The organism is Halosegnis marinus (assembly GCF_029338355.1).
GTDB lineage: Archaea > Halobacteriota > Halobacteria > Halobacteriales > Haloarculaceae > Halosegnis > Halosegnis marinus.
In genome coordinates this window covers 2576682-2599276 of record NZ_CP119802.1, presented here as the reverse complement: position 1 = coordinate 2599276, position 22595 = coordinate 2576682, and the positions used below count along the sequence as shown (strand labels likewise).

Here is a 22595-nt window from a genome sequence, read left to right as displayed (position 1 = left end):
CTCTAGGCCGACAGCAGCTCCGCGCCCTCGGTGGAGAGTTCGACCGTCACGTCCTGTCGGGTCTGCTGTTGTATCTGGTCGATGTTGCGCGTCAGCACCTCGAGGATGTCGCGCGGCTCCGGGTACACGAGCATGTTCCCGTTGTCGTCCTCCATGACGAGCTGGGTGTCCGTGAGCGCGACCTGGTCGTTCTCGATGCGCGCGACGATGGCCGGCAGCGCTTCCGCGCCGCCGGGGTCGCCCTCCTCGACCATGTCGATGTACAGCGATTCGAGGCCGATGAGGTCCTTGTACTCGCGGACCTGCTTCGCACACCGAACCATGTCCTTCGTTATCTCGGTCTTCTGCGGATTGCCGTGCTCGCCGTCGTAACAGTGCTGGCACACCCGGAGTTCGATTCGCATTACCCGGTGTTACCTACCGACCGACTTGACTTGTGGGGTACTGTTTAGTAGTCGCACGGAGAGCATCGGGTATGGCTGGAGCACTCGATATCGTGTATAGCGTGGCGATGCTCGGACTCGCGGTGGCCGGGACCGCGTACGTGTTCTTCGGCACGACCGACCGCACCGGCACGGAGACGACGCTCTCGAACGCGAGTCTCGTCGTCGCGACCGCGCTGTTCCTCGCGGTGATGGTCTGGAGCGTCGTCTGACCGCGCCCCCGCTCTTTTGGCCCGCGGCCGCGTAGCGTACCGCGTGTTCACGAGCGCACTCGCAGTCGTGTACGGAGCCGTAGCGGTCGCCGTCCCGCGGCGCGTCATCCGTCTCGCGGAGCGGCTGGTCCTCGTCGGCTACGAGAACGCCGAGGAACTGGAACCGTCCGAATGGTACGTCAACGCCGTGCGCGCGGAGGGCGCGGTGCTGGCGCTGGCCGGCGTCGTCGGTCTGCTCGCGGAGCGGCGTGGCGAGGAACCGCCCGAGGAGGACGAACCGGAGTAAGTCAGTCGTCGGCGGGCGCGCCTGCGCCCGCGTAACCGACCTCTATCTCGCCCGCGTCGAGTTCGGCCTCGACTTCACGGGCCGCCTGTACCATGTTCTCCATCTTCCCGTAGGCGACCTCCCGGGGGAGGAGCTTCAGCCCGCAGTCGGGGCTGACGGTGAGCCGCTCCGGCGGGACGACCTCGAACCCCTTCCGGATGTTCTCCTTGATCTCCTCGACGGACTCGACCTCCGCGACGTGGGCGTCCGTCACGCCGAGCGCGAGGTCCGGCTCGAAGTCGCCGTCGGCGAACACCTCGATCTGCTCGTAGTCGCCGTTACACAGTTCCACGTCGAACTCGTCGATGGGGAACTCGTTTATCTCCGGGTAGACGCGCGAGTAGTCGCCGTAGCAGACGTGGAGGCCGATACGCACGTCGTCGGGGATGCCGGCGACGATGTGTTCGAGACACTCGCCGACGATGGCGTGGTCGTCCGGCGTCGTGGCGAGCGCCGGCTCGTCGATCTGGATGTAGCGCGCACCGGCCTCGACGAGCTTCTCGACCTCCTCGTTCACGAGGTCCGCGAGGTCGTACGCGAGCTCCTCCTCGTCGTCGTACGCCTCGTTGAACGACCAGTTCGCCAGCGTGTACGGCCCCGTGATGGGCACCTTCACCGAGCGGTCGGCGACGCCGGTCGTGAACTCGAACTCGTCGACGAGCCACGGCTCGTCGTAGGCGACTTCCTCCGTGACCGAGGGCTTGTCGAAGTAGTTGTGGCCCCACACCTTCACGGGGCCGTTGAACTCGTAGCCGTCGATTCGGTGGGCGAAGAACTCCACCATCTCGTTGCGGCGCATCTCGCCGTCCACGACGGCGTCCAGCCCCGCGCGCTCGTGTTCGTTCGTGATGACGCGACACGCGTCGTCGTGCGCCTCGTGGAGGTGTTCCGCCGGGAAGTCGTACTCGTCGCCCTCGTGGACGTCCTCGGCGCGGTTGAGCCACTTCGGCTTGGGGTACGAGCCGACGACGGTCGTCAGCAGGAAGCTGTCGGTCGGGTGGTCCGCGGGCCGGAACTGCTCGCGGTTGTCGCTCATGCTTCCACCTCCTCGAGGTCGGCGGCGGTCGCGAGCGTCTCGGCCTTCGCCTCCGCCTTGTTGACGGGCAGGTAGAACAGCTCCGTGTTCGAGGTGAGGTAGGCCCGCTCGAACGACTGGGCGGGCACCTGCTCCGTGAACCAGTCGAACCGCTCGCGGACGGTCGCCGGCTCCTCGACGAGCGTGTTCTGCCCGTCGACGACGCCGAGCGCCACCGACCCCTTCGTGCCGTACTCCTGGACGTTGTAGACGTTCTGCTCGTGGTCGCTCACGAGGTCGAAGCCGATAGCGTCCACGTCGGCGTCCATCAGGTGCGCGTAGGTCTTCTCCTCCAGCGCGCCGTAGAACGGATGGACGACGACCTCAGCGTCGGTCGCCGCGGCCACCGCGTCGAGGGCCTCGCTCGCGCGCTCGTCCGTGCCGTCGTCCGGTGCGTTCTCGACCAGCGAGGGTTCGAGCAGGAACAGCGTCTCGTGGTCGGGGAACTCGGCGACCTCGCCGGCGAGGAACTCGCCGACCGCCTCCAGCAGGTCGTCGCCGTAGTGCTCGTCCGTGGCGAGGTCCGCGAGGGTGTACGGGCCGGGGAGAACGGCCTGCAGCGAGTCGGTGAGTTCGCTCGCGGCCGCAAGCTCCGCGGCGACGTCGCCGCTCGGCGTCAGGTCCTCGGTGACGACCGGCTCGCGGTAGAAGTTGTTGTTGTCGTAGTAGCGGACGATGCCGCGCGTCTCCACGCCCTCGTGGACGGCGAGCGGGTGCGCGAGCATGTCGTCCCAGCGGCCCTGTCCCTCGGTTATCAGGTCGAGTCCCGCCTCGACCTGCGTCTCCACGAGCTCGGCACGGACGCGGTCGTACGCGTCGGCGAGTTCGCCCGTCTCGTCGCCCGAGACGAGGTCGGACTTCTGGTGGCCCTTCAGGTCCGATAGCTCGACCTTCGCGTCGTCGGGAAGGGGGTACAGCCCCGGTGTCGTCGCGACTAGCTCCGTCATTACTCCCCCGTTCGTCATGCCGTCGCTTAATATTTCCGAAGCAATCTAATGCTTGGTGGTAATCTCAAGCACCGCGAGCCGCTCGAACGGGAACGACTCCTCCGCCGCCGTCTCGGCGGCGAGACCACGCGCGTCGGCGTACGACGCGACGGCCCCGATGTCCGTGAGCGTCGAGACCAGGAGCAGGACGCTCCCGTCGGGCGCGAGCACCCGGGCCACGCCGTCGAGGAACGCCTCGATGACCTCGCGGCCGGTTTCCCCGCCCGTGAGCGCGCGCTCCATCCAGTCGTCGCGCTCTGCGGCCTCGTCGCGCGGCAGGTACGGGGGATTGAACAGCACGCGGTCGAACGCGCCCGCCCGGAAGGGGGCGACGAGGTCCGCCCGGACGACGGGGAGGTCGGCTCCCTCCTCGCGGGCGTTCTCGCGGGCCCGCCGGCAGGCGTGGGGGTTCACGTCGCTCGCGGTCACGGCCGCGCCCGTCTCGGTCGCGACGCGGGCGGCGACGTAGCCGGAGCCCGTGCCGACCTCCAGAACGCGCTCGTCGCGCTTGACGCGCTCGACGGCCGTGTCGGCGAGGAGTTTCGAGTCCTCGGCGGCCCCGTACACCTCCGTCTCCATCCCCCGGCGGGCGGCGAGGTCGTCGCTACCCATCGGCGCCCCCGTCGTCGTCCCCGCTCCCGGTGTCGCCGCCGTCGGTCGCGGGTTCGACGGCCGCCTCGGGCTCCCCGTCCGACCGCTCCTCGCCGTTCGGTTCGTTCCCGTCAGCCGCGACCGCTCGCTCGTCAGCGACGCGGAGTCCGCCGTCCTGCTCGCGCCCGGAGAGGACGCGCTGCGGGAACGGGATGGCGATGCCCTCGCGCTCGAAGGCCGTCTTCACGGACTCCATGACGGCGTTCTGGGCCGCCCACTTCCGCTGTATGGTGGGGTTGTCGATGTAGAAGCGGAGCGTGAGCACGACGGCGCTGTCGCCGAACGACTCGACGACCACGTCCGGCGCGGGCGACTCCTTCAGGTCGTCGAGCCCCCCCATCGCGTCGGCGGCCGTCTCCATCGCCCGGGCCACGTCGGTGTCGTAATCGACGCCCACGTCGACCGTGACGCGCAGGCGATCGTTCTTCGACCGATTGAGCACCGCCCTGCTGGTTATCTCGTCGTTCGGTATCATCACCACCTCGTCGTCGAACGTCCGTATCTCCGTGTTCACGATGGAGACGTCCGTGATGATGCCCTCGTGGTCGCCGATCTCGACCCAGTCGCCGAGCTTGAACGGCCGGGAGAAGAGGAGGACGAAGCCGGCGAGGACGGCGCCGAGGGTTTGGCGCGCCGCGAGACCGAGCACGACACCGAGGACGCTGGCCGACAGCAGCACGTTCCCGACGCCTGCGTCGAACAGCAGGAACGTGAACAGTATCGCGGGCACGAACAGGGCTATCTGGACGACGTGGTGGAGTATCTCGCGCTGGTGGGTCGAGATGGCGTCCCGACGCTCGCCGACGCGGACGAACCGCTTCGTGATGCGCGTGACGGTGTAGGTCACCCCGAGCGCCAGCAGCGCGATGAGCGCGCGCACCCCGGTCGTTGGCCCGGGTCGGACCTCGCCCCACGCCGTCGCGACGGGTCCCCACTGGTTCCAGATGTCGACGAGAACCGCGCCGGCGGCGATGCCGAGCGCCATCCCGACCGCCGACTGGACGGCCTCGGCCGCCTCGTCGGAGAGGCGACCCTTCAGGAGGCCGCCGCAGGCGTACACGATACCCGCGGCGGCGAGGAAGGCCACCACGACGACCGCGGAGGCGGCGAACTGCTCGCCAGGACTGTCGAGCAGGCCGCGGACGCCGATCTGTGCGAGCGTCACGGCTCGCCCACCTCCCACGCCAGCGCGGCGAGTTCGGCGAACTCGGCCGGCGTGACGGTGCCCGCGCGCTTCGACATGAGGTCCTCGTCCGCGGCATCGACCACGGCGTCCGGGTCGCCCAGCCCCGAGATGTGGGCCGTGTTGCGGACGGCGTTACGCATCGTCTTGCGCCGCTGGGTGAAACACGCCGTCACGAAGTCGAGGAAGAACGCCTCGTCCGGCACGGTGTAGTCGGGGTCCCGCGGCGTACACCGGACGACGGCGCTCTCGACGCGGGGCCGCGGGTCGAACGCCGCGGCCGGCACGTCCTCGACGACCTCGACCGCGGCGTAGTGGCCCGCCGTGACGGAGAGGCGGCCGTACTCGTCGGTGCCGGGGTCGGCGGCCATCCGGTCGGCGAACTCCTTTTGAAACATCAACACGAGCGGGCGCTTCTCGGGGAGCAGGCGGAACGCTATCTCCGAGGAGACGCCGTACGGGAGGTTCGAGACGCAGGCGGTAAAGTCGGGCAGGTCCACGTCGAGCGCGTCGCCCTCGACGACCGTGAGCCGGCCGGCATCGACCTCGGCGGCGAACTCCTCGCGGAGGAAGGCGGCCAGTTCGGGGTCGCGCTCCACGACGGTCACCTCGTCGCCGGCGGCGAGCAGGCGGTCGGTCAGCGCCCCGGTGCCGCCGCCGATCTCCAGCAAGTGGCCGCGGTCGGCGTCCTCGGGGAGGTACGACGGGATACGGTCGAGCACCCGGTCGTCCACGAGGAAGTGCTGGTCGAAGTCGGGGTCCCCCCGCTTGGCGCGGCGGATGAGCGCGTCGGGGTCGCGCGAGGCAGTCACTACCCGCCGTTCGGCACGCCCGATGAAAAGCCTTCACGACCCGGGACGGCTACTCGCCCCGGACGAAGATGCGGTACTTCAGGTCGTCCTCGCGGAGTTCCTCGGCGATGCGTTCGGCGAGGACCTCCCGCGGCTTGTGGAGGCCGGAGACGCGCTCCGTCAGCTCCTCGAACGACTCGAACGGCTTCCGCTTGCGCTCGTCGAGGATGTCGTTGCGCAGCTTCTTCCCGATGCCCGGCAGGAGGTTCAGCTGGTGGAGCCGCAGCGTGATGGGCTGGGCGTCGTTGTAGAAGCCGACGAACCGCTCCTCGTCGGCGTCGATGAGCTCCTCGACGGCGTACTCCAGTTCGGAGCGGGCCGCGCCCGGCAGGTCGTCGAAGCCGATACGCCGGGCCGAGGCCACCTCGTCGCGCTCGCCGCGCGGCTCCACGAGCAGGCGGTCGCCGACGAGGACGTGTGCCTCCTCGGTGAGCGTGAGCTCGTACAGGCGGAAGTCCTCGACGCCGAGCGCGTACGCGAGCGGGTCCTTCTGGTACTGCGGCCGCGTGTCGTCGGGCCGCCCGTTGGGTAACGAGTCCAGTACGACGGCCTCGACGCGCTCGTCGCTCCCGGAGTCGGTCATGTCACCGGATAGTACGAGCGCGTATTTAAAATGCGTCGTGGACTCAGGCGTACTTCGCGACGACGTCGAGCACGTCGTCGAGTTCGTCGCCCGACAGCGAGTAGCGCTCCTGCGCGTAGATGGCCCGGAGTTCGTCGCGGTCCGCCGGCAGCAGGTTGGTTATCTTGTAGGCGGTCGCCTCGTCGACCTTCTCCAGTTCCTGAAGCTCCTCGACGAGTGCGACGGCGTCCTCGGCGTCGAACTCGGCGAACCGGTTCGCGTGCTCGATTGCACGCGCCAGTTCGTAGGGCATCTCGCGCTCCTCGTCGAGCGCGCGCTCCTCCTCGATGACGGCGAGGTCCTCCTTCACCTCGGAGACGGTGAGGTACTCCTCGCCGACGATCTCCTTGAAGATCGTCATCTACTCGTTGACCTGACGCCGGAGGTGTGCGGGGTTCGCGATGAGCGACTTCTCCTTCCCGCCGTCCGTGATGCGGACCTTGTACGCGCGGCCCTGCTTGGCCTCGACGGTGCCCGTGTGGCCGGAGAAGCGCGGGTGGAAGCGTCCCTTCGGGACCGACGGGTCGATCTTCAGGTGGACCTTCTCGCCCGGCTCGTACTCCTCGACCGAGCGCTGCGGCGGCGAGGTGCCGCGCTCGCGGGGTTTGTTCTTCAGCTTGTTTCGCGTGCCGTGGAGCGGACCGTTGGAACTCGGCATAGTCGTGTTCCCCCGTTACCCGGTCAGCGTTATAAAACGTGCGTTACGGGGCCGGGCGCGCGCGACCCCGGCGGACGGACAGTGATATACGCCGGGGCGACACAGCCCGGGCATGGACGACGACTCCCGTATCGAGACGCGGGCCATCCACGCCGGCCAGGAGCCGGACCCCGAGACGGGCGCGCTGATGACGCCCATCCACGCGAACTCCACCTACGAACAGGACGCCCCCGGCGCCCACCGGGGCTACGAGTACTCCCGGACGGGCAACCCCACGCGGACGGACCTCGAAGCCAACCTCGCCGCGCTGGAGGGGGGCGCCCACGGCCGCGCCTTCTCCTCGGGGATGGGCGCCATCAACACCGTCCTCAATCTGCTGTCGGCGGGCGACCACGTCGTCACGAGCGACGACGTGTACGGCGGCACCCACCGCATCTTCACGCAGGTGTACGAGGAGTACGACCTCTCCTTCTCGTTCGTGGACACCACGGACCCCGAGGCCGTCGCCGACGCCGTCCGCCCCGAGACGGAACTCGTCTGGGTCGAGACGCCGACGAACCCCCTCATGCGCATCGCCGACATCGGCGCGCTCGCGGAGGTCGCTCACGCCGCCGGCGCGCTGTGTGCGGTGGACAACACGTTCGCCACGCCGTACCTCCAGCGCCCGCTCGAACACGGCGCGGACATCGTCTCCCACTCGCTGACGAAGTACCTCGGGGGCCACTCCGACACCGTCGGCGGCGCGCTCGTGACGGACGACGCCGACCTCGACGAGCGTATCGGCTTCTACCAGAACGCCGTCGGCGCGACGCCCGGCCCGTTCGACTGCTTCCTCGTCCTCCGGGGCACCAAGACGCTCCCCGTGCGCATGGACCGCCACTGTGAGAACGCCCGCCGCCTCGCGGCGTGGCTCCAGGGCCAGTCGTGCGTCGACCGCGTCTACTACCCCGGGCTGGAGTCGCACCCGCAACACGACCTCGCGGCCCGACAGATGGACGACTTCGGCGGGATGCTCTCGTTCGAACTCGACGCCACCCTCGACGAGGCGGGCACGGTCGTCTCCGAGACCGAGGTGTTCACGCTCGCGGAGTCGCTCGGCGGCGTCGAGAGCCTCATCGAACAGCCCGCGGCGATGACCCACGCGGCCATCCCGCCGGAGGAGCGGGAGGCCATCGGCCTCACGGACGGACTCATCCGCGCCTCGGTGGGCGTCGAACACGCGGACGACCTCGAAGCCGACCTACGGCGGGCGTTCGAGGCGGCGGGGCTCTACTGACTATACCGGCGGCTCGCGGACGGAGCGTCGCGGAAAAAGACGGAGACGGCGTTACAGGCGACCCTGCGATTCGACGGCGACGGACTCGACGCCCTCCACGCCGGAGAACGCCTCCTCGACGGCCTCGCTGCCGCCGGCGTCGTCCGGGACGATGACGGTCGGGAGCAGCGCCACGAGCCCGAACGCGACGTCGTCGCGGTCGAAACCGCGGACCTTCGCGCCCTCCGGGAGGGAGGCCTCCAGGCGGTCCTGGAGATCGTCGAGGTCGACCTCGGGGTTCTGCGGCATGACCTTGAGCTTGACGGCGACCTTCCCCATCGTTACGGCCCCGTGAACCCGCAGTCCGGGCACTCGTAGAGGTTGCTCTGCTTGCGGCACTTCGCGCAGCGGAATATCTCGTGCCCGCAGTCGGGACACTTGAACCGGGCGGCGGCCGTCCCGGAGATGTTGATTCCGCAGGAGACGCACTTGCGTGCGCGCTTCTGCTCGGATTCGCTCATACCCGCGTTGCGTGACGGTCGGGTTTAACGCTTTTCAAAAGGGCCGCTAGCCGAGGACGGACCGCATCGCCCCCACGAGTTCCTCCGCGTCCGCGCCCGCGAGGTCGTCCAGCCCGATGCGGAGCCGCTGGCGCGGCCGTCCCACGGAGCCGGTCTGGACCTTCTCCGTCTCCACGAGACCGATCTCCTCCAGCCGGCGCTTCGACTGCGAGAACTTCCCGACGCTCGCGACGCCGAACGACTCGCCCCAGCGGTTGAGTTCGTACGACTGCTCGCCGTGTTTCGCCGCGACGAGAACGAGCAGGTCCACGGGGTCGACCCCGTCGCCCGGGCCGCGGGTGTCCGGCGCGGCGAGCGCCCGCTCGAAGTCGGCGCGGAACGCGTCGCCGAACTTGTCGCTCAACGACGCGAGGAAGTCCGAGCGCGGGTACGAGTCGAGGTCGTACCCCTCGGCGTCGTCCCACCGTGTCGAGAGCGCGTCGGTGTACTCGCTCCGGAGCGTCGTGTCCGCCACCCGCACCGTCACGCTCTTGCAGGGAACCCCCCGCAACACCGGGACGACGCTCTCGTCGGTCACGACCATCGGCTCGGGGAGGGCGGCGGGGTCGACCGTCCGAAGCGCCGCGGCGTCGTCGGCCCGCAGGTCGGCGAACGCCGTCGCCGTCACGAAGTCGCGCGAGGCGGCCTTCGCCGCCCCGTCGGTCGCGAGAAGCCGCGTCTCGTCGGGCCTGTCGCTCCCGTCGAGCGCGTCGAGCGCCCGGACCGCGGCGAACAACACCGTCGCGTCCGTACACGTTACCGTCGCCGCTCCGCCGCCCGCGAGCGCGTCACGGAGCACGGTGGAGAGCTGCCCGGCGGATACTTCCTCTGACACGTCCGAGAGTACTCGAGGAACCGTTTTGACCCTTTCGGGCCGGACCGGGACCGGCTCCGGGAGCATACATTTATACGCGCTGATACGAACTCCGTTTGAATGGGAGAGTACGTCGACCTGCGGTCGGGGGCCGACGGGCTGACGCTCGTCGACCCGGCGATGAACGCGCGGATGTCGCTCGGTCCGGTCGGAACGGAGCCGACGCCGGTTCCCCCCGAGGGGTTCCCGTTCCCGGTCGACAACGCGTGGGAGTTCACGACGGGGGGGTTGGGGACCGCGAGCGCCGGCGTGGTCGTCCGCGACGACGACGGCGAGATCGTGTGCCGGTTGACGGAGTCGGACGGCGAACGGTTCGGTCCCGGACGCCGGTTCGTGGAGCTCTCCGGCTCGATGAAGGTGTACGTCCGGATAGCGGGACCCTTCGAGATACGGACGGAGGTCGACGACGCCAGTATCGTTTTCGACGCGCCGTCGCGAGTCCGCCTCGGCGTGCGTTCCTACCACGAGACTCCGACCGGGACGGTGACGACGACCCCCGACCCCGAGGGACTGGCGTGGGCGGTCTCCCGGTTCGGCGGCGCGATCAAGACGGACTCGCCGGACCGGTCGTACCCGACGCTCAGGGGGCACCCGCCACGCCTACGGATCGGGAACGAACGGTCCGTTCGAGGGACCGCGCCGCGGGCTCGCTCGGAGACGACCGTCGCGGTCGAACCGACGACGGAGGCTGTCATGACGGCCGCGCCGCTCGCGTACTACCTCGGCGCGCCGCTCGTGACGGGTTCCGACCCCCGCGTCGAGGTGCGCGACGCCGTGTTCCCCCTCTCGAACCCAACCGAGAGCCCGGAGCGGCTGCTGAAGCACGTGTTCATGTGTGACGTGGCGGCGCGACAGTACGGTCCCAACGCGGCCGGCGCTGCCGAGGCAGCGGCCGTCGATCCCCTGCTCGACTTCGAGCGGCTCGCGGCGGCTCCGGAGCCGGAACGGTTGGCCGCGTACCTCGGGGTGGATCCCGAGCGGACGATACCACACTGTCCGCGGTGGTCACCCGTCGCGTACGTCCAACCCGACGCCGAGTACGCCGAACGGTTGCCCGACCTCGTGTCCCGCCTCTCGCTCGTCCGGCCCGCGCGGCCGCCGTCGTACGAGGGGACCGAGGCCGCCGCCGTCGCACTGCGGCGGTTCGCCGACCCGCCCGGACCGACCCGGAGCGTCGCGACGGCTGTCGACGACGGAGAGCGGTTCGTCGACGTTCCGACCGCCGACGCCACCGAGACGCTGTGGGTCGGCGACGGGGTTCCGTTGGGGGCGGCGAAGTCGCTCCAACCGTCGGAGGGCGGCAGGACCGCCCGGCTCGACCAGCGCGTGGTCGTCGTCTGCAACGACCCGTCGATGACCGAGGAGGTCGAGGAGGTGCGGCGACGATACCGCGAGCGCGCTGGCCTCGAGTACGACGTCGACGTGTACGGCGAGCAGACGACGACACAACTCGCCGCACGGCTTCGCGAGGAAGCGTCCTTCTTCCACTTCATCGGACACGCGACCGCCGACGGACTCGAGTGTCCGGACGGCCGCCTCGACCCCACGACCCTCGACTCGGTCGGGGTGACGGTGTTCCTCCTGAACGCCTGCCACTCGTACCGGGCCGGTATCGGCCTCGTCGAGAGCGGCGCGCGCGGCGGCGTCGTCACGCTCGGGGACATCAACACCCACGACGCGACCGGGGTCGGAATCGACGTCGCGCGGCTGCTCGGCAACCACTTCCCGCTCGGGCTAGTCGGGGCGCTCCTCCGGCGACGCGGCGGGAACGGGGGACAGTACCTCACCGTCGGCGACGGGACGACCATCGCCGTCGCGGACCGGCAGGGCGTCCCGACGGTCTGCTCGCTCGCGGTGGCCGAGGACGGCCGGTACGTCCTCTCGGCCGACGCCCCACCCGGTGGGTCGGAGCACATCGGGACCGTCGGGAGACTTCGGAACGTGACCGATACGCCCTGTCTCCTCGGCGCGCGGAACACGGAAATCACGCTCGAAGCGGACGCCCTCCTCGACTTCTTCGCCCTGGAGGACGTCCCCGTGTTCGTCGACGGCGACCTCCGGTGGTCCGCCGACATCGAGCGCGCGGACCTGCCCTAGCTCCCGGGGATGATGTCACCCAGCGCCGCGCCGATGGACATCGGGACGAACGCGACGCTCACCGTGCAGACGGCGAGCCACGGCGAGGTCCAGTCGACCCGGCCCCACAGCGTCATCCCGAGCGCCGCGACCAGGAAGGACGCGCCGACGACGCCGGCCAGCCGCCGCGGGACGAGCCCGAACAGCGGCTCGTGGACGCGCACGTCCTGGAAGTCCGCGACGTAGACGATGCCGTAGACGAGAAGCACCGCGGCGACGAGCGTACCGACGAACGCCAGCGGCCGGTCGGCGACGAACGCGCCGACCTCGTTGGTGCCGCCCTCGACGAACATCGGGATGCCGAACAGCAGCGCGCCGAGCGCCGCCTCCGCGAGGTCCGTGCGGTCGAACCCGACGATGACGTTGCCGAGGCCCCGCGGCTGGAGGTCCGCCACCTGTTCCATCAGGTCGTTCACCTGCGCTCGGGCCTCGGGGTCCGCGACCTGCGCCCGCAGGTCCGCGAGGTCGTCGACGATGTCCTCCGGCCTCGCCTCCTCCGTGGAGACGTAGTCGTCGGTCGACACGTCACCGCACCCCCGCGCGGCCGGTCGGGAATCGGCTCATACTCCCCCGGCGGCCGCCCCCGACGTAAGGTTTCGTGCTACTCGGCGCGCCGCACCTTGAACCCGTACCGGGTGACGCCCTCCTGCGTGTAGATGCGCCGCTGTGTCGCCTCCACGCGGTCGCCGACGGCGGCGTCCCCGACGACCATCGCCGGCGCGGTCGCCTCGCCGCCGTCGGGCGCGTCGAACGCGACGATGGCGACGCCGAACGCCCCCGAGCGCGACTGCAGTTCCGCGAACTCCGGGGGCGCGCCGCCCTTTCCTATCTCCGTCTGTGCCTCGACGGTACCGTCGCCGGACAGCGCGACCTCCTCGAACTCGACCAGCGTGTCGCAGCCGCGACAGGCACCCTCCGGCGGGAAGGTGTACGTCCCGCACTCCGGACAGCGCCCGGCGACGAGCCGGTGGCGCTGCGGGAGCGAGCGGTGCCACGTCGGCACGGAGACGTACGCCCCGCCGCCGTCCGGCTCCTCGGCCGTTATCTCTCCGCGCAGGCGGAGGTACTCGGCGTAGCTGACCTCCTCGTCCCCGTCGAGTGCGAGCGAAACCGGCACCTCGCCCTCGGCGGCGAGCAGGAACGCGTCGGCCCCCGCACCGGAGCCCCACGACACGGCGAGCAGCCGTTCCGCGCCCTCCGAGAGTGCCGACGCGAGTCCGAGCGGCACCGAGGCCGCGCCCGTGTCCCCGAGCGTCGAGACGGTGCCGCCCGCGTGGACCGTCCCGTTGTCGAGGCCCATCGCGCCCGCGGCGCGGTAGGGGAGTTTGCCGTCGGGCATCTGTATCGCCGCGGCGTCGAGGTCACCGACCTCGATGTCCTCGACGGCGGCCGCGAGCGGGCGGACGAACGCGTTCCGGTCGTACACGCCCGCGTCGATGCTCCCGACGCGCTCCTCGCCCGTCCGGCGGAACCGCGTCCCCGGATAGGCGTCGGCGTGTTCGACCCGCTCCGTGACCCGGAGCGGCGCCTCGGGACCGACGACGAACGCCGCCGCCCCCGCCCCGGCCGCGTGTTCGCGCGCGTCGTGCGGCTCGCCGCGCGGGCAGTCGGCCACGACGACCAGTCCCCGTTCGGGGCCGGCGTCGAGCGCCGCCGCGAGCGCGCGCGTCCCGGCCCGCGTGCTCCCGGTGAAGACGTGGCGGGTCGCGTCGCTCTCGACCCCGAGCAGGGAGCCGAGCCGGACGGTGAGGTCCTCCTCCGCGAGCGGCGGGGTGGTGGAGGCGAACGCGAGGAAGTCCACTTCCTCCGGGGCGACCTCGGCCGCGTCGAGCGCGCGCGTCGCCGCCTCGTACCCCATCGTCAGCGCGTCCTCGTCGGCGTCGGGGACGGCCTTCGTCTCGACGCCCGGCGCGTCGAACGAGCCCCACGCCTCCTCGAACGCCTCGGCGGTCACGCGGAACCGGGGCGCGTACGCGCCGACGGCGCGGATTCCGACGCTCATCGCGCCACCTCCGCTCCCGTGTCGTTCCTCCCGCTCGCGGGTTCGGTGGCGCTCATCGCGCCACCTCCTCCCGCTCGAACAGGTGGACGACCGCGGCGCCGCCCGAGCCGCCGACGTTGTGTGTCAGCCCGACGCGCGGGTCGTTGAGCTGGCGCTCGCCCGCGTGGCCCGAGAGCTGTTCGAACACCTCGACCACCTGGCCGGCACCGGTCGCGCCGATGGGGTGGCCCTTCGACTTCAGCCCGCCGGAGGTGTTGACCGGGAGGTCGCCGTCGAGGCGGGTCGCGCCCGACTCGACGAACTCGCCCGCCTTCCCCTGCTCGCAGAAGCCGAGGTCCTCGTAGGCGGCGAGTTCGGCGATGGAGAAGCAGTCGTGGACCTCCGCGAAGTCCACGTCGTCGGCGCTCATGCCGGCCATCTCGTAGGCCCCCTCGCCCGCACGCCGCGAGGCCGGGACGTTCGTGTACGTCTCGCGCTGGAACAGGCCGACGCGGTCGGAGGAAGCCCCGACCCCGGCGACGCGGATGGGGTCGTCGGTGAACTCCTCGACCACGTCCTCGCTCACGACGAGGACGGCGGCCGCGCCGTCGCTCGTGGGACAGCAGTGGTACAGCGTGAGCGGGTCCGCGACCGTCGGCGCGTTCACGGCGTCCTCCAGCGTACACTCGAAGCCGAGCTGCGCGTGGGGGTTCTTCGCGCCGTTCTCGTGGCTCTTGACCGCGGCGTGCGAGAGCTGTTCGACCGTCGTGCCGTACTCGCGCATGTGCGCGGAGGCCATCTGCGCGTACACCCCCGAGAAGGTCGTCCCCGAGAGCCGCTCCCACTCCGTCTCGCCGGAGACGCCGAGCCAGTATCGCACCGCGTCGCCGGAGGCGTCGTTCATCACCTCGACGCCGCCCGCGAGGACCACGTCGGCCATCCCGGACTTCACGGCCTGCACGGCCTGTCGGACCGCGTAGCCCGACGCGGCACAGGCGTTCTCGACGCGCGTCGTCGGCACGCCGTGGAGGCCGACGTGTTCGGTCACGGCCGGGCCGGGGAGGCCCAGTTGGCGGCCGCCGACGCCGAGCGTGCCGACGACGGCCTCGTCGATGCGGTCGGGGTCCATCCCGTCCGGCACCGAGTCGAGGGCGTCCTCGTAAGCGGTGGCGAACAGCGAGCGGTACGACTCGTCGGGGAAGGCCCCGTAGTCCGACTGGCCCGCGCCGACGACGTAGGCGTCGGTCACGGCGTCACCTCGTCCATACCGGAGCCACCGCGCCCAGGGGCAAATAACCGTCCGACCCCGGGCGTTCTCGCCGTCGCCGGGACGACACGCCTTTGCCCGCCCGCGGTCGAGGCCGGGTATGCGCGCGGGAGCCATCGTCGCCGGGGGCCGCTCGACGCGGTTCGGCGACGCCGACAAGGCCACGGCCGTCCTCGCCGGCACCCCCATGATACGCCGGGTCGCGGACCGCCTCGTGGGGGTGACGGACGCGCTCGTCGTGAACTGCCGGCCCGACCAGCGCGCCGAGGTGGAGGCCGCCATGGACGGCTACCCGAACCCCGTGACGGTCGCGGAGGACCCCGAGACGGACGAGGGACCGATGGCGGGTATCAGGACGGCGTGTCGCGGCGCCGCGCGGCTGGACGCCGAGTACGCCTTCGTCGCGGCCTGCGACATGCCCTTCCTCGACCCCGCGCTCGCGGACCTGTGTCTCGAACGCGCGGCCGGCCGCGACGCGGCGGTTCCGCGCCCCGACGAGTGGTACGCGACCACCCACGCTGCCTACCGCGCGGGGGCGATGGCCGACGCCTGCGACCGGGCGCTCGCCCGCGGCGACCGGAAGATACTCGCCCCCCTCGACGACCTCGACTGGACCGTCGTCGAGCGGGCGGCCCTCGAAGCGCGCGGCTCGCTCGACTCCTTCGAGAGCGTCGATACCCGCGAGGCGTTCGACCGGGCCGCCGAACGGCTCAGTCGATAACGTCGACGACGCGCGCCTCGTCGAGTTTCGTCAGCGCGACGCGGTCGACGCGCTCGGAGCGCGCGAGCGTCTCGGCCGCTACCTCGCGGGCCGTCGCTTCGAGGGCGTCGTCGTCCACCATGTTCACGACCGCGACGGTCGTCGCGCCCGCGGGCACGTCCTTCATCCCGCCGCGCTCGTGGCCGAGGACGGTCGCCACGTCGCCAGTCGTGACGGTCTCGCCCTCCGGCCGACCGGTGAGGTTCGACACGCGCTCGGGCCGGTGGACCATCCCTTCGTCCAGCGGTTCGCCGACGGCGTGGACGCTGGCGATGGCGAGCACCGTGTCCGTGTTCTTGGGGAGCTGCGGCTCGCGGTCGCCGGGGGCCTTGAACCGCCGCATCCGCGCGCCGTCGGCCTTCACGAGCACCGGCCCGGGAGCCACGTCGCGCAGGGCCGCGACCGTCGCGTTCTCGTAGCCGCCGTGCCGGGAGTCGTCGGCCGCGCCGGGTACCACTTCGAGGGGCCACTCGTCGTTGTCGCGGACGACGCTCGCGGGGTCGTCCGTGACCGCGATGCGCGCGACGTTGTCGGCGAACGCCTTCGGGATGCGGACCGTGGCCGTGACGGTCGCGCGGTCGCAGGCGTCGGCGAGCGCGGCCATCGCGGTCTTCTTGCCGCCCGCGCCGACCGCACAGACGATGCCCTCGGCGGCGAGGGCGTCGGGGAGTTCCATGTCCCGGGGTCGCCGCGGCGCGCAAAGACCGTTACGCCGGGCCCGGGCCGTCGCGCGAGTCGTGTCGCGCGAGGGGTAGACATTAGTCGGGACCGTCCTACGCGCCGGTGTGACGACCCTGGAACCCGACGACATCTACGAGTACACCGGCGTCCTCGACGCCGCGCTCTCGCCCTCGGGCGACCGCGCCGCGTTCGTGGCGACCGAATTCGACCCCGACGAGGACCGGCGACGCAACTCCGTGTTCGTCGTCCCGACCGACGGCTCGCGCGACCCGTACCGACTCACCCGCGCGTCGGACGCCTCCTCGCCCGTGTGGGGCCCCGACGGCGAGAAGCTCGGCTTCCTCGCGGCCCGCGAGACGGACCTCGCGATGACGGTCGGGCCGAACGAGGAGGACGACGAGGAGGAGGAGAACGGCGACGACGGCCCGAAGCCGCAGGTGTGGGTGTTCGACCTCGCGCGCGGCGGCGACGCCCGGCAGGCGACCGACCGCGACGAGGGCGTCCGCGCGTTCGACTTCGGCCCCGAGGGCGAGCGTATCGTCTTCGACGCCCGCGACCCCTCGGACGAGCAGGCCGAGAAGCTCGCGGAGCGACGCGACGACGGCCCCATCGAGATAGAACGGCTGAACCACAAGGCGAACGGCGTCGGCTGGCTCGACGACGTGCCCTCTCACCTGTTCGTCGCGGACCTCGACACGCGGGAGGCGACGCGGCTGGACGACGCCTACGAGTCGGGCGGGATGGCCGCGCTGTCGGGCCTCCAGCCCGCGTGGGGCCCCGACGGCCGCATCGCGTTCGTCGCCAACTACGGGGACGACCCCGAGGACTCGGCCGCCTACGACGTGTACACCATCGACCCGGACGGGTCGAACCGCGAGCGCGTCACCGACGGCGAGCACTTCTGTTCGGGCCCGGCGTGGAGCCCCTCGGGCGACCGGCTCGCGTTCGTCGCGCGGCACCCGCCGATGAACTGGTACCGGCCGGCGGAGGTGTACGTCGCGGACGACGACGGGTTCGCCTCCGTCTCGGGGAACATCGACCGGACCGTCGCGCTCGCGGGCGCGCCGGCGTGGACCGACGACGACACCGTCCTCGCGCCCATCGGCGACGAGGCCCGGACCCGGCTGCTCCGCTGTCACGCGGACGGCTCGCCCGCCGAGCGCGTCTTCGATGCCCAGGGCGACGGCGAGAACCTCGACGCCTTCGACGCGACGCCGGGCGGCGTCGTGGCCGGCCTCTCGACCTCGGACGCGCCGACGGACCTCCACGCCGTCGAGTCGCTCTCCGAAACCCGCCGGCTCACCGACCTCAACGCGGGAATGGTCGAGGCGTACGACCTGCCGGGCCACGAGCGCGTCACCTTCGAGAACGGCGACGGCGAGGAAATCGAGGCCGTCGCGTTCTACCCCGAGGGCTTCGACCCGACCGACCCCGAGCTGCACCCGACTATCGCGCGCATCCACGGCGGGCCGATGTCCTACGACACGCCCGGCTTCGACCTCACGAACGCGGTGTTCGCGAACGCCGGCTACGTCGTCATCTGCGTGAACTACCGGGGGAGCACCTCCTACGGCGGCGACTTCTCCGAGAGCCTCCGGGGGAGCCGCGGCGACCTGGAGAGCGACGACGTGATCTCGGGCGTCGAACACCTCGTGTCCGAGGGGTGGGCCGACCCGGACCGGCTGTTCTGTACGGGCTTCTCGTACGGCGGCATCACGAGCGCGCACATCGCCGTGCGCGAGGAGCCGTTCGCGGCCATCGCGCCCGAGCACGGCATCTACGACTTCTACTCCAACTTCGGCACCGACGACAACCACCTCTGGCACGAGGACGAGTTCGGCCTCCCGTGGGAGAACCTCGACACCTACCGCGACATCTCCTCGCTCACCGACGTGGACGAGGTCGAGACGCCGATGCTCATCACCGCCGGGGAGGAGGACTGGCGCTGTCCGCCGACGCAGGCCGAACAGCTCTACCTGAGCGTGAAGAAGCAGGGCGTGCCCGCGAAGCTCGTCGTATATCAGAGCGAGCACCACAACGTCGGGGACCCCGAGCGGGCCATCCACCGGCTCGAAACCCTCCTCGACTGGTTCGAGACGCACGACCCGACGGTCGAGGACGGCGAGGACGAGGAGGACGGAACCGGGGAGTGACGGCTACGACCTGAGCGCGTCCACGGGGCGCTCGCGGGCGGCCTTCCACGCGGGGTAGAGCCCCGAGACGGCGCTCGTGACGACGCCGAAGAAGAAGCCGGCGAGGTAGTACACCGCCGCGTCCGGCCGAAGCGCCATGGCGGGGTCCGAGAGCGCGAACTGCGCGATGACGGCGCCCGCGCCGACGCTGAGGACGACGCCGGCCAGCCCGCCGATGACGCCCAGCAGGGTCGCCTCGGCCAGCAGTATCTTGATGACGTCGCGCCGCTGGTAGCCGACGGCCCGGAGGACGCCGATCTCCTCGCGCCGCTCGATGGTGGACATCAACATCACGTTCAGGATGGAGACGCCGGCGACGACGAGCGAGATGGAGCCGATGCCGATGAGGAACAGCGACAGCGTGTCGAAAAAGGAGCCGATCTGGTCCGTTATCTGCGAGAACTCGATGATGGAGACGCGCTCCTGGCGGTCGTTGACTGACTCGCGAACCGCCCGCGCCGTGGCGTTCGCCGCCTCCCCCGTCTCGGTCTGGACGACGACCTGCTGGTAGCCGGTCACGTTCACCTGTTCGACGGGGACGACGACGCCCGCGCCGACGTTGAGCGGCGAGAAGCCGCCCTGTTCGGCGAGGACGGCGCGCACCCGGTAGGTCCGGTTCGCCACGGTGATGGAGTCGCCCGCCCGCACGTCGAGGTCGCCGGCGAGCCCGCTCCCGACGAGCGCGCCGCCGCGCAAGGGGTCGGGTATCCTGCCCGACCCGGCCTCGAAGGCGTCCGCCGGGTTCGAGATGCCGTACACCGTGGTCGCGACCGTCGCACCCCCGTAGCTCACGCTCGCGCGGGTCTGCTTGAGCGGGACGACCGCGGCGTCGGCCGCGGCGCGCTCGATGGCGCGCACGTCCCGGTCGGTGAGGCTCGTGACTCCCTCCTCGGCGTTCGGCGTGACGACGAGCTGATTGCCGATGTCGCCGAGGCTCCCCAGCGCCGCGGTCTGGAGGACGGAGCCGAACACGCCCAGCGAGGCGATGGCGACGACGCCGATGACGATGCCGAGGACGGCGAGCGTCGTCCGCGCCGTCGTCCGGGTGAGGTTCCGGCGCGCGATGAGCAGCGTCGGGAACCGCCGGTAGAGGTCCGCGACGCGGCTCACCGGCTCAACTCCCCGTCCACCATCTCGATGGTCCGGTCGGTGTAGTCGGGTAACTGCGGGTCGTGGGTCACGGCGACGACGGCGACGCCCGACTCCGTGATGCGCGTGAACTCGTCGAGGACCTTCCGGCCCGTCTCGCGGTCGAGGTTGCCCGTCGGCTCGTCGGCCAACAGCAGCCGCGGGCCGTTGACGAGCGAGCGGGCGATGGCGACGCGCTGTTTCTGCCCGCCCGACAGCTCGCCCGGCAGGTGGTCGGTCCGCTCGGCGAGCCCCACCCGGGAGAGCAGGTCCGCGGCCCGGTCGCGCGTCGCGGGGTCGCGGTCGAGCAGCGCCGGCACCTCGACGTTCTCCAGCGCGGTGAGCGTCGGGATGAGGTAGAAGTTCTGGAACACGAAGCCGATGGTCCGCTTGCGGGCGGTCGTCCGCTCGGCGTCTGTGAACTCGGCGGTGTCGTCGCCGTCGATGTAGACGGAGCCCTCGGTCGGGTCGTCGAGCAGGCCGAGCATGTTGAGCAGGGTGGACTTGCCGCTGCCGGACGGCCCCATGATGGCGACGAACTCCCCCGGCTCGATGGCGATATCGACGCCCTTCAGCGCCTCCAGGTAGCCGTCGCCGCTCTCGTACCGCTTGACGAGGCCGCGCGCGTCGATGACCGGGCCGTCGTCACTCCCCACGGCTCCGCCACCCCACGACGAGCAGGCCGACGACGAGCAGCGCGAGGACGACGCCCGCGCCGACGACGAGCAGGCCGTTCCCGCCGCCGTCGTTCGTGTTCCCGCTCGGTTCCGCGGGCGCCTCGTACGGCACGCTCGTCGTGTAGGTCCGACGCTCCCCGTCCGCGAGGTAGCTCACTTCGAGCGGTATCTCCGAGACGTTCCCCTCGACGGTCGCGTACACGTCGAAGGAGACGAAGTCCGACGCGGGGACGGTGCCGACGAAGTACTCGCGGTTCGGCGCCGCCGGCTCGACGCCGTCGGCGGGCAGCACGCGCACGATGACGCTGTCCACGCCCCGGAGCCCGACGTTCGCCGCGCTCCCGAGGACGTGGACCCGGTCGCCCTCGCGCTCGGTGTCGAGGCCGGTCAGCTCCACGTCGCCGGGCACGTCCCGGTCCGCGACGACCCGGGTCGAATCGGAGACGCTCCGCGTCTCGCCGGCCAGCCGGTAACTCACGGTCACGTCGACGTCGGCACGGCTCTCCACGTCGGTCACGTCGAGCGCGACCGTCCGGGTCGTGCCGGCGTCGAGCGACCCGACCGCGACGGGGGCGACGCTGCCGTTCGAGGCCGTCGCGCGGACGACGACGTTCTCCAGCGGGGCGTTGCCGAAGTTGCCGACCGTCACGGGGACCGTCGTGTTCCCGCGCTCCGGCGAGCCCGCGTTCACGGTCACGTCCTCGGACAGCGTCTCGAAGTCGAGCGTGCGCGTCACGGTCGTCTCCCGTTCGAGCCCCGTGGTCGTCCGGTACTCGACGGTCACCTCGACCGGGACCGACCCCGGCGAGGCGGCACGGAGGTCGAGGCCGAACGCCCGCTCCTCGCCCGCGCCGAGCCGTGCGGCCCCGACGGTCGCCGGGTCGGTCCGCACGCCGTCGCCCGTCACCTCGACCGAGACGCTCCGGAGTTCCCGCTCGAAGCCGTTCGAGACGGTCACGTTCACCGGCTCCGCGACGCCCGCGGTGAGCGTCTCCTCCACGTCCAGCCGGACGGCCGGGTGGTCGCTCCGCACGGAGAAGGAGACCGGGTACTCCACCCGGGTCTCGTTGCCCGTGGCGTTCTGCCCGACGACGACGACGCGGAGCCGCTTCTGGCCGGCGGCGTCGAAGGTCACGTCGAACGGAACCCGGACGCTCGTCCCCGGCGACAGCGTGCCGAGGTCGGTGATGTTGGTGTATCGGCGCAACTGGTCGCCCTCGGTCGTCCGCAGGGAGACGTAGCTGACGTTGAAGTCCTCGGACGCGGTGGCGTCGTTGCGTATCGTCGGCGCGACGGTCACCGTCTCGCCGACGACCGCGGGTTCGGGCGACACCTCGACGGAGACGACCGAGGGCTTCGGGGCCGAGGAGGTTCCCAGGCCGATGCCGGCGGGGACGACGAGCGCCGCGACCAGCGCGACGACGAGGAGCCGCCTCACAGTACCAGCCCCGAGAGCCGGTAGAGGAACAGCAGGCCGACCGGGACGCCGACGGTCACGAGCGCCTCGCGGAACTCGATGTTCCGGCAGTGCTGCATCGCGAAGGTCCACAGCATCCCGCGCCACAGCAGTACCACGAGCCCAACGACGCCGGAGACGATGAACTCGGGGCGCTGGCGTATCTCGCGGGTGAACTGCTGGACGGCCTGCGGGTCGGTCGCGTCGGGGAACTGCACCGACCCCCACACGAGGAAGCCGACGACGATCCCGACCACCGCGGTGACGATGGCGGGCACGAACCCCCAGCCGGTGAACGCGAGCGTGTCGCGGAAGTCGCCCTCCGCGTCGTAGAGGAACGCGGACAGGCCGTGGAAGACGGCGGCGAACAGTATCCAGACGACGAACGGGCCGACGAACGCGCCGATGAGGGTCGTCGCGATGGTGATGCCGCTGAATCCCTGTGCCTCCGCGGGGAGCGCCGCGGCGACGGCCTCCGCCGCGGGGTACGCGGCGACCGCGCCGAGGAGGGCGACGACGGCGACGACGGCGACGGGACCGCCCAGACCGGGGTCGCCCGCGCGCTCGCGGAAGAACCGGTCGGGGCTGAACAGGATATCTAACATACACCGAAGCCAAGCGA

26 protein-coding genes are annotated in these 22595 nt (G+C 71.1%); 6 read left to right on the top strand and 20 right to left on the bottom strand.

The features are described from left to right. Positions 1-2 precede the first annotated feature (2 nt). A complete protein-coding gene (locus P2T37_RS14475) occupies positions 3-404 on the bottom strand; it encodes a hypothetical protein (RefSeq protein WP_276234669.1) in 402 nt (133 codons plus the stop codon). Between the two features lie 71 nt (positions 405-475). Here P2T37_RS14475 and P2T37_RS14470 point away from each other — a divergent pair, with 71 nt between their 5' ends. Further along, complete coding sequence (locus tag P2T37_RS14470; RefSeq protein WP_276234668.1) at positions 476-655, top strand: hypothetical protein; 180 nt, start codon at positions 476-478, stop codon at positions 653-655. Between the two features lie 67 nt (positions 656-722). Beyond that, the gene (locus tag P2T37_RS14465; RefSeq protein WP_276234667.1) at positions 723-941 is read left to right on the top strand and encodes a DUF6199 family natural product biosynthesis protein; all 219 of its coding nucleotides are present in this window, start codon (positions 723-725) and stop codon (positions 939-941) included. Between the two features lies 1 nt (position 942). Here P2T37_RS14465 and P2T37_RS14460 read toward each other — a convergent pair whose 3' ends face one another. Genes P2T37_RS14460 through P2T37_RS14425 form a run of 8 tightly spaced genes read right to left on the bottom strand, consistent with a single transcriptional unit; the run spans position 943 to position 7006 of the window. Continuing rightward, the gene (locus tag P2T37_RS14460; RefSeq protein WP_276234666.1) at positions 943-2016 is read right to left on the bottom strand and encodes a methionine synthase; all 1074 of its coding nucleotides are present in this window, start codon (positions 2014-2016) and stop codon (positions 943-945) included. Continuing rightward, positions 2013-3002, bottom strand: coding sequence for a 5-methyltetrahydropteroyltriglutamate--homocysteine methyltransferase (locus P2T37_RS14455; RefSeq protein WP_276234665.1), 990 nt, complete (start codon positions 3000-3002; stop codon positions 2013-2015). The genes P2T37_RS14460 and P2T37_RS14455 overlap by 4 nt, the downstream gene beginning before the upstream one ends. A gap of 45 nt (positions 3003-3047) precedes the next feature. Continuing rightward, positions 3048-3653 (bottom strand): HemK2/MTQ2 family protein methyltransferase, encoded by a 606-nt coding sequence (locus P2T37_RS14450; RefSeq protein ID WP_276234664.1) that lies wholly within the window; start codon positions 3651-3653, stop codon positions 3048-3050. Next, entirely contained in the window at positions 3646-4857 is a 1212-nt protein-coding gene (locus P2T37_RS14445; RefSeq protein ID WP_276234663.1) for a mechanosensitive ion channel family protein, read from the bottom strand. Before P2T37_RS14445 ends, P2T37_RS14450 begins: the two co-directional genes overlap by 8 nt. After that, the gene (locus P2T37_RS14440) at positions 4854-5687 is read right to left on the bottom strand and encodes a 16S ribosomal RNA methyltransferase A (protein WP_276234662.1); all 834 of its coding nucleotides are present in this window, start codon (positions 5685-5687) and stop codon (positions 4854-4856) included. The genes P2T37_RS14445 and P2T37_RS14440 overlap by 4 nt, the downstream gene beginning before the upstream one ends. A 49-nt stretch (positions 5688-5736) precedes the next feature. Then, on the bottom strand, positions 5737-6309 hold the full coding sequence (locus tag P2T37_RS14435; protein ID WP_276234661.1) for a DUF655 domain-containing protein: 573 nt from the start codon (positions 6307-6309) through the stop codon (positions 5737-5739). A gap of 43 nt (positions 6310-6352) precedes the next feature. Then, a complete protein-coding gene (locus P2T37_RS14430) occupies positions 6353-6709 on the bottom strand; it encodes an RNA polymerase Rpb4 family protein (protein WP_276234660.1) in 357 nt (118 codons plus the stop codon). Next, positions 6710-7006: a 50S ribosomal protein L21e gene (locus P2T37_RS14425; RefSeq protein WP_276234659.1), complete on the bottom strand. Its 297-nt coding sequence runs from the start codon at positions 7004-7006 to the stop codon at positions 6710-6712. A 112-nt stretch (positions 7007-7118) separates the two neighbouring features. On the opposite strand from P2T37_RS14425, the gene P2T37_RS14420 reads away from it, so the two are divergent. After that, positions 7119-8282 carry a cystathionine gamma-synthase gene (locus tag P2T37_RS14420; protein WP_276234658.1) on the top strand — a complete coding sequence of 388 codons (1164 nt, stop codon included), beginning with the start codon at positions 7119-7121 and terminating at the stop codon, positions 8280-8282. 51 nt (positions 8283-8333) lie between these two features. Here the strand turns inward: P2T37_RS14420 and P2T37_RS14415 are convergent, their stop codons facing one another. From P2T37_RS14415 to P2T37_RS14405, 3 genes are read right to left on the bottom strand one after another with little or no spacing between them, the layout of a single operon-like run. Beyond that, entirely contained in the window at positions 8334-8600 is a 267-nt protein-coding gene (locus P2T37_RS14415) for an elongation factor 1-beta (protein WP_276234657.1), read from the bottom strand. Positions 8601-8602: 2 nt separating this feature from the next. After that, a complete protein-coding gene (locus tag P2T37_RS14410) occupies positions 8603-8782 on the bottom strand; it encodes an HVO_2753 family zinc finger protein (RefSeq protein ID WP_276234656.1) in 180 nt (59 codons plus the stop codon). A gap of 46 nt (positions 8783-8828) precedes the next feature. Then, entirely contained in the window at positions 8829-9656 is an 828-nt protein-coding gene (locus P2T37_RS14405; RefSeq protein WP_276234655.1) for a transcriptional regulator TbsP domain-containing protein, read from the bottom strand. A gap of 99 nt (positions 9657-9755) precedes the next feature. Here P2T37_RS14405 and P2T37_RS14400 point away from each other — a divergent pair, with 99 nt between their 5' ends. Continuing rightward, complete coding sequence (locus P2T37_RS14400) at positions 9756-11792, top strand: hypothetical protein (protein WP_276234654.1); 2037 nt, start codon at positions 9756-9758, stop codon at positions 11790-11792. Here the strand turns inward: P2T37_RS14400 and P2T37_RS14395 are convergent. From P2T37_RS14395 to P2T37_RS14385, 3 genes are all read right to left on the bottom strand, one after another. After that, positions 11789-12355 carry a DUF2391 family protein gene (locus P2T37_RS14395; protein ID WP_276234653.1) on the bottom strand — a complete coding sequence of 189 codons (567 nt, stop codon included), beginning with the start codon at positions 12353-12355 and terminating at the stop codon, positions 11789-11791. The two genes, P2T37_RS14400 and P2T37_RS14395, sit on opposite strands and share 4 nt — an antisense overlap. Before the next feature lie 77 nt (positions 12356-12432). Continuing rightward, positions 12433-13833: a zinc ribbon domain-containing protein gene (locus tag P2T37_RS14390; RefSeq protein WP_276234652.1), complete on the bottom strand. Its 1401-nt coding sequence runs from the start codon at positions 13831-13833 to the stop codon at positions 12433-12435. A gap of 52 nt (positions 13834-13885) precedes the next feature. Then, complete coding sequence (locus P2T37_RS14385; RefSeq protein ID WP_276234651.1) at positions 13886-15061, bottom strand: thiolase domain-containing protein; 1176 nt, start codon at positions 15059-15061, stop codon at positions 13886-13888. 118 nt (positions 15062-15179) lie between these two features. Here P2T37_RS14385 and mobA point away from each other — a divergent pair, with 118 nt between their 5' ends. Next, the gene (mobA, locus tag P2T37_RS14380) at positions 15180-15800 is read left to right on the top strand and encodes a molybdenum cofactor guanylyltransferase (RefSeq protein ID WP_276234650.1); all 621 of its coding nucleotides are present in this window, start codon (positions 15180-15182) and stop codon (positions 15798-15800) included. On the opposite strand, the gene yqeC is transcribed toward mobA, so the two are convergent. Beyond that, entirely contained in the window at positions 15790-16515 is a 726-nt protein-coding gene (gene yqeC / locus P2T37_RS14375) for a selenium cofactor biosynthesis protein YqeC (RefSeq protein ID WP_276234649.1), read from the bottom strand. The two genes, mobA and yqeC, sit on opposite strands and share 11 nt — an antisense overlap. A gap of 109 nt (positions 16516-16624) precedes the next feature. Between yqeC and P2T37_RS14370 the strand changes: the two genes are divergently transcribed. Then, entirely contained in the window at positions 16625-18673 is a 2049-nt protein-coding gene (locus P2T37_RS14370) for a S9 family peptidase (RefSeq protein ID WP_276234648.1), read from the top strand. A 3-nt stretch (positions 18674-18676) separates the two neighbouring features. On the opposite strand, the gene P2T37_RS14365 is transcribed toward P2T37_RS14370, so the two are convergent. The 4 genes from P2T37_RS14365 to P2T37_RS14350 are packed head-to-tail and all read right to left on the bottom strand — an operon-like array spanning position 18677 to position 22578. After that, positions 18677-19822 carry an ABC transporter permease gene (locus P2T37_RS14365; protein WP_276234647.1) on the bottom strand — a complete coding sequence of 382 codons (1146 nt, stop codon included), beginning with the start codon at positions 19820-19822 and terminating at the stop codon, positions 18677-18679. Further along, a complete protein-coding gene (locus P2T37_RS14360) occupies positions 19819-20496 on the bottom strand; it encodes an ABC transporter ATP-binding protein (protein ID WP_276234646.1) in 678 nt (225 codons plus the stop codon). Before P2T37_RS14360 ends, P2T37_RS14365 begins: the two co-directional genes overlap by 4 nt. Further along, positions 20486-21955, bottom strand: coding sequence for a COG1361 family protein (locus tag P2T37_RS14355; protein WP_276234645.1), 1470 nt, complete (start codon positions 21953-21955; stop codon positions 20486-20488). Before P2T37_RS14355 ends, P2T37_RS14360 begins: the two co-directional genes overlap by 11 nt. Further along, positions 21952-22578 (bottom strand): Yip1 family protein, encoded by a 627-nt coding sequence (locus P2T37_RS14350; RefSeq protein ID WP_276234644.1) that lies wholly within the window; start codon positions 22576-22578, stop codon positions 21952-21954. Before P2T37_RS14350 ends, P2T37_RS14355 begins: the two co-directional genes overlap by 4 nt. Between the last annotated feature and the right edge of the window lie 17 nt (positions 22579-22595).